The 13,790-nt window shown below is 57.7% G+C and carries 12 protein-coding genes; 5 read left to right on the top strand and 7 right to left on the bottom strand.

What is annotated here, in order from left to right:
* Positions 1 to 88: 88 nt before the first annotated feature.
* Entirely contained in the window at positions 89 to 1,354 is a 1,266-nt protein-coding gene (locus tag HH1059_RS00705) for a 6-phosphofructokinase (RefSeq protein WP_096407158.1), read from the bottom strand.
* A gap of 133 nt (positions 1,355 to 1,487) precedes the next feature.
* Between HH1059_RS00705 and HH1059_RS00700 the strand changes: the two genes are divergently transcribed.
* Both HH1059_RS00700 and HH1059_RS00695 read left to right on the top strand, forming a co-directional pair.
* Positions 1,488 to 2,504: a class 1 fructose-bisphosphatase gene (locus tag HH1059_RS00700; protein ID WP_096407156.1), complete on the top strand. Its 1,017-nt coding sequence runs from the start codon at positions 1,488 to 1,490 to the stop codon at positions 2,502 to 2,504.
* A gap of 30 nt (positions 2,505 to 2,534) precedes the next feature.
* Positions 2,535 to 3,488, top strand: coding sequence for a zinc metalloprotease HtpX (locus HH1059_RS00695; RefSeq protein WP_096407153.1), 954 nt, complete (start codon positions 2,535 to 2,537; stop codon positions 3,486 to 3,488).
* Positions 3,489 to 3,698: 210 nt separating this feature from the next.
* Here the strand turns inward: HH1059_RS00695 and rsmB are convergent, their stop codons facing one another.
* The 3 genes from rsmB to def are packed head-to-tail and all read right to left on the bottom strand — an operon-like array spanning position 3,699 to position 6,437.
* Positions 3,699 to 5,000 carry a 16S rRNA (cytosine(967)-C(5))-methyltransferase RsmB gene (gene rsmB / locus HH1059_RS00690; protein WP_096407150.1) on the bottom strand — a complete coding sequence of 434 codons (1,302 nt, stop codon included), beginning with the start codon at positions 4,998 to 5,000 and terminating at the stop codon, positions 3,699 to 3,701.
* A complete protein-coding gene (gene fmt / locus HH1059_RS00685) occupies positions 4,997 to 5,929 on the bottom strand; it encodes a methionyl-tRNA formyltransferase (protein WP_096407148.1) in 933 nt (310 codons plus the stop codon). The genes rsmB and fmt overlap by 4 nt, the downstream gene beginning before the upstream one ends.
* A 4-nt stretch (positions 5,930 to 5,933) precedes the next feature.
* Positions 5,934 to 6,437: a peptide deformylase gene (gene def, locus HH1059_RS00680; protein WP_096407145.1), complete on the bottom strand. Its 504-nt coding sequence runs from the start codon at positions 6,435 to 6,437 to the stop codon at positions 5,934 to 5,936.
* Between the two features lie 87 nt (positions 6,438 to 6,524).
* Between def and dprA the strand changes: the two genes are divergently transcribed.
* From dprA to HH1059_RS00665, 3 genes are all read left to right on the top strand, one after another.
* Complete coding sequence (dprA, locus tag HH1059_RS00675; RefSeq protein ID WP_096407142.1) at positions 6,525 to 7,682, top strand: DNA-processing protein DprA; 1,158 nt, start codon at positions 6,525 to 6,527, stop codon at positions 7,680 to 7,682.
* Entirely contained in the window at positions 7,679 to 8,149 is a 471-nt protein-coding gene (locus HH1059_RS00670; RefSeq protein WP_096407139.1) for a Smg family protein, read from the top strand. Before dprA ends, HH1059_RS00670 begins: the two co-directional genes overlap by 4 nt.
* A 109-nt stretch (positions 8,150 to 8,258) precedes the next feature.
* Positions 8,259 to 10,877 carry a DNA topoisomerase I gene (locus HH1059_RS00665; protein ID WP_096407137.1) on the top strand — a complete coding sequence of 873 codons (2,619 nt, stop codon included), beginning with the start codon at positions 8,259 to 8,261 and terminating at the stop codon, positions 10,875 to 10,877.
* A 129-nt stretch (positions 10,878 to 11,006) separates the two neighbouring features.
* Here the strand turns inward: HH1059_RS00665 and HH1059_RS00660 are convergent, their stop codons facing one another.
* The 3 genes from HH1059_RS00660 to tsaC are packed head-to-tail and all read right to left on the bottom strand — an operon-like array spanning position 11,007 to position 13,772.
* Positions 11,007 to 12,203: a class I SAM-dependent methyltransferase gene (locus tag HH1059_RS00660; RefSeq protein WP_231901971.1), complete on the bottom strand. Its 1,197-nt coding sequence runs from the start codon at positions 12,201 to 12,203 to the stop codon at positions 11,007 to 11,009.
* Positions 12,200 to 13,231: a tRNA (adenosine(37)-N6)-threonylcarbamoyltransferase complex transferase subunit TsaD gene (gene tsaD, locus HH1059_RS00655; RefSeq protein ID WP_096407134.1), complete on the bottom strand. Its 1,032-nt coding sequence runs from the start codon at positions 13,229 to 13,231 to the stop codon at positions 12,200 to 12,202. The genes HH1059_RS00660 and tsaD overlap by 4 nt, the downstream gene beginning before the upstream one ends.
* The gene (gene tsaC, locus HH1059_RS00650) at positions 13,224 to 13,772 is read right to left on the bottom strand and encodes an L-threonylcarbamoyladenylate synthase type 1 TsaC (RefSeq protein ID WP_231901970.1); all 549 of its coding nucleotides are present in this window, start codon (positions 13,770 to 13,772) and stop codon (positions 13,224 to 13,226) included. Before tsaC ends, tsaD begins: the two co-directional genes overlap by 8 nt.
* Between the last annotated feature and the right edge of the window lie 18 nt (positions 13,773 to 13,790).

Here is a 13,790-nt window from a genome sequence, read left to right as displayed (position 1 = left end):
ATCCCTGGAGGCTTCATGGCGCCCTCCCTGGCGCCAAGACCTCCACACCGGGGCAGATAATGGCGCCGGGGTGGTTTTTAGAGGTTCCCTATAGGCTCCCATACGCCATAGGCGGGCAACGCTGGGGCCGTAAGACCCCACGGATACGTGGATAACACGGTAATCCGCTCTCGAAAGGCGGGAAATCTTCTCCCCCGATTAAAGGCCGCAGATAGTCGCGGCAGGCAGCGGTGATGCCGAAACCGTCCGGGGAAATGAACTCTTTGGGCATACCCCGCTCAATGCTTGCCACCTGTTCAAGCGGCACCTGATCTATACCCCAGCGGTAGGGGTTATTGCTAAGCCGTTTTATTACCGGCACAAAGCTTTTATTGCCGGCCACTACCCCCTCGACCGCCGAGCGCCCAACCGCATAAGCCTGATCAACATCAGTCTTAGCACCCAGATGGCGGGCCGCACGTTGAAGGTAGTCGACTACTGACCAATGCAGTTTATGCCCCGTCTCCTGGCGAATCATCTCACCTAACCGAGGCGCGACACCACCGAGCTGGGTATAGGCATAGACATCATGCTCTTGAGCTACCGAGAAAAGGCTACCATCAGGGTTCTTGATTCCCTCGGCAGCAACAACCACGCAGTAACCGTGACAGTGAACGGCCATCTGCAGATTGGTAAGAAACTCACTCTTATCGAAAGGCACCTCGGGGAAGAGGATGAGCATGGGTGGTCGCCCATCGTACTCCTGAGCCAGGGCAGCGGCAGCTGCCAGCCAGCCAGCATGACGCCCCATAACCTCGATAATAAACACTCGCGTCGAGCTTGTATGGGCAGACTCAACATCAAGGCTAGCCTCGCGCACGGTCGTCGCAATGAACTTAGCAGCGGAGCCGAAACCTGGACTAGTATCGGTATAACCCATGTCGTTATCGATTGTCTTCGGGACACCTACAGCCGTTATTGGGTAGCCCATCAAATCGCCCATGCGCGAAACCTTCAGGGCAGTATCCATCGAGCCACCGCCGCCGTTATAGAAGAAATAGCCAATATTGTGCGCCTTAAAAACCTCAACCAGGCGCTCGTACTGCTCACGATCGGTATCCGGGTCGCCGAGATCAAAACGACATGAACCGAAGGCCCCCCCAGGGGTATGGCGCAGCGAGGCCAAGGTCAACGGATCCTCCTCATCGAGGTCAATTATCTCCTCGTTGAGAACACCGAGGATACCGTTGCGCGCCGCGTAACAAGTACTAAAGTGGGCAGGGTGGCCGCGCACAGCCTCAATCACCCCCCAGGCACTAGCGTTTATGACCGCGGAGACGCCCCCGGATTGGGCATAAAGTGCATTATTGGGCATTACATCCTCACCTTGAGATTAACAAGAGTCTTATCATTAAGCCGATTTTGATAAACTACCGGTGCTGAGGCTAAGGTAATAAAGCCTAACCTTGAAGCATGAAAATACACAATAATTGCCAGGGGGAAAACTTATGTACATAGGTACAACTCTTACCAACTATATCATCGAGACACAACGCAATTTACCCGAGGCCACCGGTGAGTTCACCGGTCTACTCAATGACATATCGGTTGCCTGTAAGCGCATCTCCGACCTAGTCAACAAAGGCGGACTGATCGGGATGCTGGGCAGCGCCGACAGTGAAAATGTTCAGGGCGAAACCCAAAAACAGCTCGACGTCGTCAGTAATGATGTCTTTATAGAAGCGCTAGCCCATAACGGCCACATCGCCGGGCTTGTAACTGAAGAGATGGAGGACGTCTACCATCTCCCCAAGGGTGCACCGCGGGGCCGTTATTTGATCCTGGCTGATCCCTTGGACGGCTCCTCCAACATTGATGTGAATATCTCTGTAGGCACTATATTCTCGATCCTTAAAGCACCGGACGACGTAGAAGACCCGCGCACCGAAGATTTCCTGCGCCCTGGAACCGAGCAAATTGCCGCCGGCTACTGCCTCTATGGCCCTTCTACGACGATGGTCTTCACTACTCGGGGCCACGGTGTGCAGATGTTCACTCTCGATAAGGACTTTGGCGAGTTCATCCTGACGCGCAAGGACGTGCAGATCCCGCAAGAGACTCAAGAATTTGCCATTAATGTCTCTAACAGCCGCTTTTGGGAGCCGCCGGTAAAGCGCTATATTGACGCATGCCTAGCCGGCAAAGAGGGGGAGATTGGCAAAGACTTCAATATGCGCTGGGTCGCCTCTATGGTCGCGGAAGTCCACCGCATACTCACCCGTGGCGGCATCTTTATGTACCCCATCGACGAGAAGACCAAGGCCAAAGGGCAGCGGGGCAGGCTACGCCTGATGTACGAGGCCAACCCCATGTCCATGATAGTCGAACAAGCTGGCGGCCTGAGCAACACCGGAAGGAAACGGATCCTCGACATCCAGCCTGAAGAAATCCACGAGCGCGCCCCGGTCATTCTGGGCTCTAAGCAGGAAGTCGAGCGCGTCATCCAATTCCACCAGGAGGCTTAAACCTCCTGGTCAGCCGAGGGCAGCTCAGCAGTGCCGGCGATAAACCGCAGCGAGTTGATTCAGCGCCGCCTGGAAAACTTTCTAGGCACCTGCCTACTACTCGGATCGCTGGCTACTCTGGCCGGGCTGCTGGGCTATCTGTTTGCTGGCTGGGCTGGCCTGCTGTGGACTGCGGCTATGGTAGCCGTGGCCGCAGCGGCTCTATCCGGCGTCCCAGCAACCATAGTTCTACGCCGCTCTGGGGCACTGCCCCTGGCCCATTGGCAAGCGCCCCGGCTCTACCAGATCGCCAGCGAACTGGCCCGCCGCGCCGAGCTAAAATACGTCCCTTTACTCCACTACATCCCAGATGAACAGATCAACGCCTTTGCAGTCGGCAGTGCCCAGCGCGGTAACGGCGGCATTGCGATAACAGAGGGGCTTTTGCGGGCTCTTAGCCTGCGCGAGACGGCCGCTGTTATTGCTCACGAGCTGAGCCATCTGCGCCATGGCGATACCCGCATGCTCGCCCTCGCATCGTTCTTAACAAACGCTATTGTCTACCTCGGCCTGTTTGCTCAGCTTACGCTGCTGATTGCCTTTCCTTGGCTGCTCGAGCACGAGCAGGGTATCCCGCTGATCTCGCTGTTTATAATTGTCATATCACCGACTGCGGCACTACTGCTGCAGCTTAGCCTGTCGCGCAATCGCGAATACGCAGCAGACCTCGAGGCGGTTGCCTTAACCGGGGACCCAGAGGGCTTGGCTCAAGCTCTCGAGGTCCTGGAGCACTATCAAAGCGCCTGGCTGGAGAGTATTTTCGGTAAAAAACGCAGGCTGCCGCTACGGCATCGCTGGTTGAGCAGTCACCCGCCTATCCAGGAGCGCATAAGGCGTCTGCAGGATTTGACCAACCCGCCGCCGACACCGCCAGTGATAGGGATTGACTGCAGCCATGAGAGGGCTGACGGCTGGGTTCAGATTCCTGTGCGGCGGCTACGTTAAGAGAGGCTTGCCAAGACTTTCGCACCGATAGAGTTAGGACCGTTAGGACCCTCTAACCCCTCTTAGTCTTGCTGCCCCGGTGTGGAGGACGCCGTTAATCCATCCCTGGAGCCTTCATGGCGCCATCCCCTGGCGCCAAGACCTCCACACCGGGGTAGCAAGACTAAGAGGGGAGCTTATAGGCGCCCAAATAGGCAGCAGCTTATCCCCTCAAAGGGCTTCTTTGCGGAGTAATGAGTAGAAAAAACCGTCGGTATTAGCTGCATTGCCGGGCAGCAGCTGCAAACCATGCTCGCTCAGCTGAACATAATCGCTATACCGAGCAAGCGAGAGCGATTCGGCGTCAGCCTGCTCAGTAACGAAGCGGCCAATCACCGCATCGTTCTCTTGCTTGAGCACAGAACAGGTCGCATAGAGCAGAACCCCTCCCGGGGCCAGCACCGGCCAGAGGGATTCAAGCAAGTGGAGCTGCGCCTGCGCCATGCGCTCGACATCGTCTGGCCCGCGCAGCCATTTGATATCTGGATGGCGACGGATAACACCACTCGCGGTACACGGGGCATCAAGCAAGATACGGTGGAAAGGCTCGCCATCCCACCACGAACCTAGGTCAGCGGCATCGGCTGCGATACAGTGGGCCTCAAGCCCGGCACGGCGCAAGTTTTCCCGCACTTGCTGCAACCGCCGCGCCGAGCGGTCGACGGCAGTCAGCTCGGCCCGCGGGCAGTATTCAAGTATATGGACACTCTTGCTGCCGGGAGCAGCACAGGCATCGAGCACCCTCTCACCGCAGCCCGGCTCGAGCAGATATGGGGCCAGCTGCGCTGCCTCATCCTGCACTGACACCCTCCCATTAACAAAGCCGGGTAGCGCCTCAACCCCGCATGGCTGCTCAAGCACAAGAGAACTGGGTACCAGTTGACCCGATCTAGCTGTTAACCCGCAGCTACTCAGAAGGCCGGCATAATCCGCCCGGCTAAGCTGATCAAGATTGACCCGCAAGGCCATGGGTGGGTGCTCGTTACTAGCCAGTGCTATTTGCCGCCAGTTCTCAGGCCAAGCCTGTTTAAGCTCGCTTAGCAGCCATTCAGGGAAGGCCAAGCGCGCCGCCTCGTCAGCCGGCACATGGGGCGGTTCGCGGCGCAAGCGGCGTAATACAGCATTCACCATCCCGCTTGCCCGTGCCCGCTTTAGCGTCCGTGCTGCAGCAACACTTTCAGAGACTGCAGCATGGGGCGGTGTTGACAGGCCCACCGCCTCCCATGCGCCGAGCACTAACAGCGAGCGCAGAATTGAATCACGGCGCCAGTCATCGCGCTTGGTTAGTGCGCTGACCTGGGCCTCCAGCCACGTTAACCAGCGCAGTGAACCGTAAATTAGCGCTTGCACAAGCGGCCGGTCCTCGGCCTTTGCTTGCCCAGCAAATCTCGCCCAGGCTTCATCAAGGTTTTCCTTGCCGCTCACCACCCGCTCAATAACACGAACGGCGACGACCCGGGGCGGCTGACTCAACCTGCCAGCTCCCCTAAGCCTAAATCGTTGCCATTAAGATAAGCGGCTACAGCCTGCTCTCGCCCGCCAGCAGGCTTAAGGCGGGTTATGACCAGCCGACCTGCGGCTGTGGCAATAGCTATGCCGCGACTACTTATATCGACCACCCGCCCTGGCTCATCGCCCGCAACCCCGGAACTATGATGAGCCTCCTGCACCCGCACATCACGTTTGCCGAGTCGGGTTCGGGCCCCAGGCAGCGGATACAGGGCCCTGACTTGGCGCTCCAATTCCACAGCCGGACGCGACCAATCAAGCCAATAGTCGGCGCTGCCCAATTTGGCCGCGTAGGTTACTCCATCCGCGGGTTGTGCGACTGCGCTGATACTCCCTTCCAGTATTGCGGGAAGATGCTCAACCAGTAGCCGGGCTCCCAGATCAGCCAGTCGATCGTGCAGGCTCCCTCCGGTATCCTCAGGGCCTATCGGGGTACTTTCCCGGGCGAACATTGCCCCAGTATCCAACCCTTCATCCATGCGGATCAGGGTGATCCCGGTCTGCTTATCACCGGCCATCAGGGCCCGCTGGACCGGGGCCGCCCCGCGCCAGCGCGGCAAGAGCGAGGCGTGTATATTTACGCACCCACAGCGCGGCGCCTCAAGCACCGCAGCGGGCAGGATCTGGCCGTAGGCGACCACTACCATGAGATCTGGTTGCTGTGCAGCTATCGCCGCCGCCTCCTCGGCATCGAGCCGCTCAGGCTGTTTCACTGGAATAGCGTGCTTATCTGCAGCGACCTTGACCGGCGGGGGCTTCAACTTGCGGCCACGCCCTGCCCGCCGGTCAGGTTGGGTATAGACCTGGAGCGGCGGGTAGCCGGCGGCAACCAGCGACTCTAAGGCGGGCACAGCAAAATCCGGGGTGCCGGCGAAAATGATACGTGCGCTCATCGGCCTAACTAGCCACCCGCTCACGCTTTTCGAGCCGCTTGCGCACCCTCTTGCGCTTAAGCTCCGAGAGATAGTCGACAAAAAGTTTGCCGTCCAGATGGTCGATCTCATGTTGAATGCAGATAGCCAACAGGCCGTCTGCCGTACCCTCAACCTCTTGGCCGTCGCGATCAAGGCCGCGATAGCTGACCTCTGCTGCACGGGTAACCTCGGCGTAGTAGCCGGGCACAGACAGGCAACCCTCCTCGCGCACCACCTCACCACGGCCCTCTACTATCTGCGGATTGACTAATACTAGAGGCCGATCTCGCTCCTCAGAGACATCTATCACAATCACCCGCTTGGCAACACCTATTTGGGTGGCTGCGAGGCCGATGCCTGATTCGTGGTACATAGTTTCTAGCATGTCGGCGATAAGCTCTTCTATCGATTCATCCACCTCCACAACCGGTTGAGCTGGCTCGCGCAGACGCGGATCAGGAAAGACTAAAACTTCACGTTGGGCCATGGTGCCAAATCTACTTGCTGTTTAGACTCTTTCATTATACTCTTCCGAGCTGGTATCGGACACCTTAACTGCACACGGACAGTGCTCATGACAGAAAAATCGGATCACTCTCTTTACACCCTGGGACTCGCCCGAGTGCCCGGCCTAGGCCCAAAGAGGTGGCGACAACTTCATAAGGCGTTTGGCGAGACACCTGCCATCTTCCACGCCAATAAGCGCGCACTCCTCGCCCTGAGCATGCCAGAGGGGGTAGCCAATGGCATTCTTAATCCTGATTGGGACGGCGCTGGCGCTGACCTCGCCTGGTTGCGTGCCAAGGACAGCCACCATCTGATAACTATAGACGACCCCAACTACCCGGAAAAGCTACGCGAGATAGCCTCCCCACCCCCGGTTCTGTTCCTCGATGGACCGCCAGAATCTCTGCACCTGCCACAGATAGCAATTGTCGGTAGTCGCCATGCCAATGCTGCGGGCATCGAACTCGCTAGCGAATTCGCCAAGGCCTTGGTCCACAGGGGCTATGCCATAACCAGCGGACTGGCAACGGGTATTGACGCCGCAGCCCACCGTGCCGCTATCGAGGCTAACGGCGCAACCCTGGCGGTTATCGCTACCGGACCGGACCTAACCTACCCCCGTCGGCACCACCGCCTGCGTGATCAGATCGCTGCGCAAGGGGCAGTGCTTGGGGAAAATCCTACCGGTGTCACCCCGCGAGCCAATCTTTTCCCCCGCCGCAATCGCATCGTCAGCGGCCTCAGCCAAGGCGTGGTCGTGATCCAGGCCGGACGTCACAGCGGCGCTCTTATAACGGCTCGGATGGCCGCCGATCAAGGCCGTGAAGTATTTGCCGTGCCCGGCTCAATCCACGATCCACTGGCTCGCGGTTGCCACGCCCTACTGCGCCAGGGAGCCAAACTGGTGGAGTCTGTGTATGATATAATCGAGGAGCTGCCGTACTGGGAGGGTGGCGGTGACGAACAGCCTGAGCTGAACCTTAACTGGGACAACTCGCCCGAAGCTGATGTTACTATAAATAAATCTTTTGCAGCCGACAAAGAACAAGCCTTGCTAATGGCGGCCCTTGGCCATGACCCGGTGACTTTAGATACATTAATGTGCAGATCCGGATTGACGCTTGACCGGGTTTCATCCATTCTGCTCAATATGGAGATTAAAGGCTTAGTAGCTGCGTTACCCGGAGGCAGGTATCAGCGGCGCGGGCCAGAGGTCAAAAAATGAAACAGAACGTTTTCGAAGTCCTTATGTACCTGTTCGAGAACTACCTCTACAACGAGGAAGAGCCGGAAGATCGTGACTCGCTCGAGAGCGAGTTGCATGAAGCTGGATTTAGCGGGTTTGAGATTCGCAAGGCGTTTGAGTGGCTCGACGCCCTCGCCGACTCGCGCAGTCTTCCCGCATCGCCCTCCGGCACACCCTCGATACGCTTGTTTGGTGAACCGGAGCTGATGCGCCTTGACACAGATACTCGGGGGTTCATCCTTTATCTTGAGCAGGCGGGCATACTAACGCCGGAGAGCCGCGAACTAGTGCTGGATCGGATACTCGCACTGGATGATCACGAGGTGGATCTGGATACTGTCAAGTGGGTAATCCTCATGGTTCTTTTCAACCGCCCCGGTGAAGAAGAGGCTTACACTTGGATGGAAAACCTTATGTTTGATGTTCCAACTCATCTAGTCCATTGATTCGTAAGGCCGCCGGCTTGCCGGCGGCCTTCGACTTGGGCACAGGGATTGCAATACCACCCCGCCTGGCTCTATCGTTTCCCCTCCACTAAGTAGACTAAGCGAACGCATGGGAAAAAACCTGCTCATCGTCGAGTCGCCAGCTAAGGCGCGAACTATCAACAAATATCTCGGCTCAGAGTTCGAGGTAATGGCCTCGTATGGCCATGTGCGCGACCTTATCCCCAAAGAGGGGGCGGTGGATCCAGAGCGCGACTTCGCCATGAAGTACGCGCCAATAGATAAAAATCAGCGCCATGTTGATGCCATAACCAAAGCCCTCAAAAAGGCCGATGCGCTATATCTGGCAACGGACCCCGACCGCGAGGGTGAGGCCATCTCCTGGCACTTAGTAGAGCTGTTAAACGATGCAGGTGTCCTTAAGGATAAGCCGGTCTACCGGGTGGTTTTTCACGAAATCACCAAGACTGCGATCCAAGAGGCAATGGAGCACCCGCGCGGCATCTCCGCAGAGTTGGTCAACGCCCAACAGGCCCGGCGCGCACTCGACTACCTAGTCGGCTTCAACCTCTCACCGCTGCTGTGGCGCAAGATCACCAGCGGCCTCTCCGCCGGCCGCGTGCAGAGCCCGGCGCTGCGCTTGATCTGCGAGCGCGAAAATGAGATTGAGCGCTTCGAGCCGCAAGAGTACTGGACGGTCGAGGCCGATGCGACCAAAGGCGAACAGCCATTCACTGCCAAACTCTCCGTTTATGCCGGTGAAAAGGTCAAACAGTTTTCGATCACCAACGAAGAGCACGCCCGCGAGGTCGAGCAGACGCTTCTGCGCTGCGCTCAAGAGCAGGCGCAACAGCCCATAGATACCGCCGCGCCCAACGACAGCAGCGGCGTAATAGGTGAGCTGCGGGTTACCAACGTTGAGCGTAAGCAGCGCAGGCGCAATCCTGCTGCGCCGTTCATCACCTCGACCTTGCAGCAAGAGGCATCGCGCAAGCTCGGTTTCACAGCTAGCCGGACTATGCGCATCGCTCAACAGCTCTATGAGGGCATTGATGTCGGTGAGGGCGCAGCCGTTGGCTTGATCACTTACATGCGTACCGACTCCGTCAGTCTATCGCAAGAGGCGGTTGCCGAAATGCGCTCGGTTATTGCCTCACGCTTTGGCGAGGACAAACTGCCGAGCAAGCCACAGTCATATAAAACCCGCTCAAAAAACGCGCAGGAGGCGCACGAGGCCATTCGTCCCACCTCCGCGGCTCGTCACCCTGCTGAGCTTCGCGGCAGTCTCTCGCAAGAACAACACAAGCTCTATGAGCTGATCTGGAAGCGTGCCCTTGCCTGCCAGATGAAACACGCGACGATTAATACCGTAGCGGTCGATCTAGCTGCCGATAGCGACGACCGACACTTGCTGCGCGCCACCGGATCGACGGTTGCTGACCCGGGTTTCATGGTTGTCTACCGTGAAGGCACCGATGACGGCAAAGATGAATCGGGAGAGAAGTTCCTACCCGAGCTAAGCGAAGGAGAGCGGATCCCGCTCAACGCGATCCGCCCCGAGCAGCACTTTACCGAACCGCCGCCGAGGTATACTGAGGCTAGCCTAGTTCGCACCCTTGAAGAGTACGGCATAGGCAGGCCATCGACCTACGCCTCAATCATCTCGACCTTGCAGCAAAGAAACTATGTCGAGATGGACGGCAAGCGTTTCATACCCACCGACATCGGGCGCACGGTAAATAAGTTTCTTACCGAACATTTCGACCGTTACGTCGATTACGACTTCACCGCCAGGCTGGAAGATGATCTCGACGCCATATCGCGTGGCGAGCGTGATTGGGTTCCGGTCCTTAAAGAGTTCTGGGCTCCATTCGAGCAGCGTGTTGAGGAGAAGAAGAACGTCTCCCGCCAAGAGGCAGTCCAAGCCCGCGAACTTGGCACAGACCCTAAAACGGGCAAGCCGGTTACGGTGCGAATCGGCCGCTATGGCCCATTTGCCCAGCTCGGCTCGCGAGATGATGAAGAGAAGCCGCGCTTCGCTGGACTACGCCCGGGACAGAGTATAGATAAGATAACCCTCGATGAAGCCTTGGTGCTCTTCCAGCTACCACGGGATATGGGCGAGACTGAGGAAGGCGAAGAGGTACAGGTAAATATCGGTCGCTTCGGGCCCTATGTGCGTTTCGGGGGCAAATTCGTCTCCATTCCCAAAGACGAAGACCCCTACACAATAAGCCGCGAGCGCGCTCTGGAACTTGTCCGTGAAAAGAAGCATGCCGACGCCAATCGCACCATCCAGGATTTTGGTGACGGCATTCAGATCCTGCGCGGTCGCTATGGGCCTTATGTAACCAACGGCGAGAAGAACGTTAAAGTGCCCAAAGACCGTGAGCCTGAGACGCTCACCCACGAGGAGTGCCTCGAGATGATCGCCAACGCACCTGCCCGCAAGGGCCGCAGAGGCGCGTCTAAGGGTGGCACGACCAAAAAAGGCGCGACCACCTCCTCCGGCAAGTCAAGCACAGCTGCTAAAGCCAAGTCCGGTAGCTCTGGCACCAAGTCCAAATCCGCCAGCTCCAGCAAGAAAGCCACTAGTACCGGATCCGCCAAGAAAAAGGGCAGTACCAGCACCAAGAAATCAGCTGCGGGAGAGGGCAGCACTAGCGGTAGTTCGACAGTCAAGTCCGGGACAACGCCAAAAAGCAAGGCCAAAAAAGAGAAGGCATAAAGTTACTTTTTGGTTACTCTCAGCTCCCCCGCGTTTCTCACCACGGTAAAGCACACGAGGCAAAAGAGAGGGGAGTCAGGAACAGAAGCTCCCACCGAGGCAGCTCAACGTCACTCGAGCCCCAACCAGCTACAAAAAACCGCGCCGATCAGATAAGCGAAATCCGCTTATCGGCCCCGAATAACCCCTGCCGGCTGCCATGACCTTGAACTTCTCACCCATATCGCCAGGGTGGGTAAGCCTCTGAATGGACTGAGAGGCGGCCAGGCGTTGGCGCTCGTCTGCTGATTCTATATCCGGCTGAGCCAACTCTGCTAACCCGCCGCCGAGCAAGAATGGCCCCTGCGGGGCGTACCCAAGCAGGTCTAGGCCCGCCTCCATCAAGGCATCGGCTAAGGCGCTAAAATCGACAAAAGCTGTAATATCCTGCAGCCCGGGATAGAGAAATGGGTCATTGTGGGCACGATGACGATAGTGAGAGATTAGTGTGCCACTGCCCCGCTCCGGCAGATAGTACTCTCGCCGCGGGTATCCGTAATCGATCCACAGCGTAACTCCGCGCTGTAGTGACTGCGCTATACCGTTAATAAATGCCGGCAAACGGGTACATACTTCAGAGACATAACCTGTAGGTAGCCGACCAAGCCGTGACTCTATGGCTTCAACCGCAGCCACCAAGTCCTTATCAGCAGCCATCCGGCTCCAGGCAAAACTATTTGCTTGGTTAGCTACGCCAAGCTCTAGCACGCCGTCATCGGTCCGGATAAAGCGACGCACCGGCAAGGCGTCGATCACCTCGTTGGCAATCCAGATGCTCTTTTCACTGTCTTCGGGCAGCTGCTCCAGCCACTCGACCCTGTCCAGCAGATCAGTACCAGCGCAAGAGAGTGTTTGCGCCTGCTCAGCACGCAAGGCCCCACTGACCTCGAGCATACGCCAACGTTGCGGCAGAGCGTCGAGACTTTTGAGCTCAGCAAGCGCATCTACAGCCAGCTTTCCCGTTCCCGGCCCGAGCTCGATTACTTCAGCACCGCCTAAATGGGCCATCATCTCGGCGATTTGCCTTGCCAGCGTACGGCCAAATAGAGCGCTCAGCTCGGGCGCAGTAGAGAAGTCGCCCCCAGCCCCAAACCTAGCCGCACCGGCGCGATAGTACCCCAGACCAGGGGCATAAAGTGCCAGTTCCATGAACCTTGCAAAACTAATCACCCCGCCGGCATCAGCTATCTCATCCGCAATCAGCTCATGCAGTCGCGCGCTACTTAGTAAAGCCAGTTCATCAGGCTCTGGCAGATCGTGGGGACTTATCCTGGCTGAGTTGCTCATGGTCGTTCCAAATCACCCAGTGGCCAGCGCGGACGGACTGTAAAGTCAAGGTTATCCCCGCCGCCGGCATTCAACCGCAAGTACCCAGCATAAGCTATCATCGCCGCGTTGTCGGTGCAGTACTCCAAACTAGGGTAGTGGACCGAAAACCCATCGCCCGCCGCTAGCTGATCAAGCCGCTCCCGCAACCTAGCATTTGCCCCCACTCCGCCGGCTACCACCAGTCGCCTACAGCCGGTGTGCTGAAGGGCTCGTCGACATTTGATAGTCAATGTGTCAACCATTGCCTCCTGAAAGGCATAGGCGATATCGGCACGCCTTTGCTCATTAGCACCACCACAGCTCTCTCGAAAACAATGCAAGACCGCGGTTTTTAAACCGCTGAAACTAAAATCCATGCCTGGTCGCTTAGTCATAGGACGCGGCAAATCAATCTCCCCAGGATTGCCCCGCGCCGCTAAACGGGCTATCGCCGGTCCGCCTGGATACGGCAGATCAAGCAGTCGGGCGGTTTTATCAAAGGCCTCGCCTGCGGCATCATCTAGCGACTCACCAAGAATGTGATAGCGACCCAATCCGGCGACTTGGACTAACTGGGTATGACCACCAGATACCAACAGGGCCACCAGTGGCATGGCAGGTGGATTGGGCTCTAGCAAAGGGGCAAGCAGATGCCCTTCCATGTGATGAACCCCTATGGCCGGGACTTGAGCAGCCCAAGCAAAGGAGCGTGCAAAGCCGGCGCCAACCATCAATGCGCCCGGCAGGCCTGGTCCACGAGTCCAAGCAACAGCGTCGATGTCGCGGCCGCTCAAACCGGTTTGAGCAAAAAGCTCGGCCACCAGTCCGGGTAGTTTACGGACATGGTCGCGCGAGGCCAGTTCAGGGACTACGCCTCCGTATACTGCATGATCATCAACCTGACTATGCAGAACGTGGCCCAAGATCCCTTCGCCCGCAGCGTAGACGGCTACTGCTGTCTCATCGCATGATGTCTCAATACCCAAGACCCGACCAAGATCAGGCACGCAGCATCTCTCCCGTATATAGATCCATTATCGGCGTGGGCCGGGTCAATCGACCAACAGCACCTGGTAACAGTGCATCAATCCGGTATCCGAAGTACCTTCTTACCTGCGCTGCCGTGGTCGCCGGAGGTGAGGCCGATCGATTAGCACTACTGGAGATGATCGCCCCGCCATAGGCGCGACACAAAGCGACAGCGGGTGGGTGCTGGGTAATGCGGATGGCCACGCTGGAGTATACCCCCTTAACCCAGCTTGGAAGTGCCCGCGCAGCAGGAACTAACCATGTAATCGGCTCCGGCCTAGCTGCGATCGCCTGCTCGAGCAGCCGAACATTCTCACTCAATGGCTCACCAATGAAGGGCGTCAAAGATCGTATATCGGCGCCTATGACTATCAAACCCTTCCTGGGCGAGCGCACTTTCAGTTCGAGCAACTTTGCTACCGCCGACCTATCCCAAGGATTGCACCCCAGCCCCCAGACCGCCTCGGTCGGATATGCCACAACCCCGCCGCGGCGCAACGCTGTTGCGCAGTAGTTCACTCTAAATGAGCTGTAGCT

The sequence above is a fragment of the Halorhodospira halochloris genome (genome assembly GCF_002356555.2).
Taxonomy (GTDB): domain Bacteria; phylum Pseudomonadota; class Gammaproteobacteria; order Nitrococcales; family Halorhodospiraceae; genus Halorhodospira; species Halorhodospira halochloris.
This window is presented reverse-complemented; position numbering and strand designations above follow the sequence as displayed.

Coding starts and splice junctions, on each gene's coding strand:
- HH1059_RS00660 (WP_231901971.1), bottom strand. CDS start 12,203: ATGAGCAACTCAGCCAGGATAAGTCCCCACGATCTGCCAGAGCCTGAT.
- HH1059_RS00700 (WP_096407156.1), top strand. CDS start 1,488: ATGTACATAGGTACAACTCTTACCAACTATATCATCGAGACACAACGC.
- HH1059_RS00670 (WP_096407139.1), top strand. CDS start 7,679: ATGAAACAGAACGTTTTCGAAGTCCTTATGTACCTGTTCGAGAACTAC.
- HH1059_RS00705 (WP_096407158.1), bottom strand. CDS start 1,354: ATGCCCAATAATGCACTTTATGCCCAATCCGGGGGCGTCTCCGCGGTC.
- dprA (WP_096407142.1), top strand. CDS start 6,525: ATGACAGAAAAATCGGATCACTCTCTTTACACCCTGGGACTCGCCCGA.
- HH1059_RS00665 (WP_096407137.1), top strand. CDS start 8,259: ATGGGAAAAAACCTGCTCATCGTCGAGTCGCCAGCTAAGGCGCGAACT.
- def (WP_096407145.1), bottom strand. CDS start 6,437: ATGGCCCAACGTGAAGTTTTAGTCTTTCCTGATCCGCGTCTGCGCGAG.
- fmt (WP_096407148.1), bottom strand. CDS start 5,929: ATGAGCGCACGTATCATTTTCGCCGGCACCCCGGATTTTGCTGTGCCC.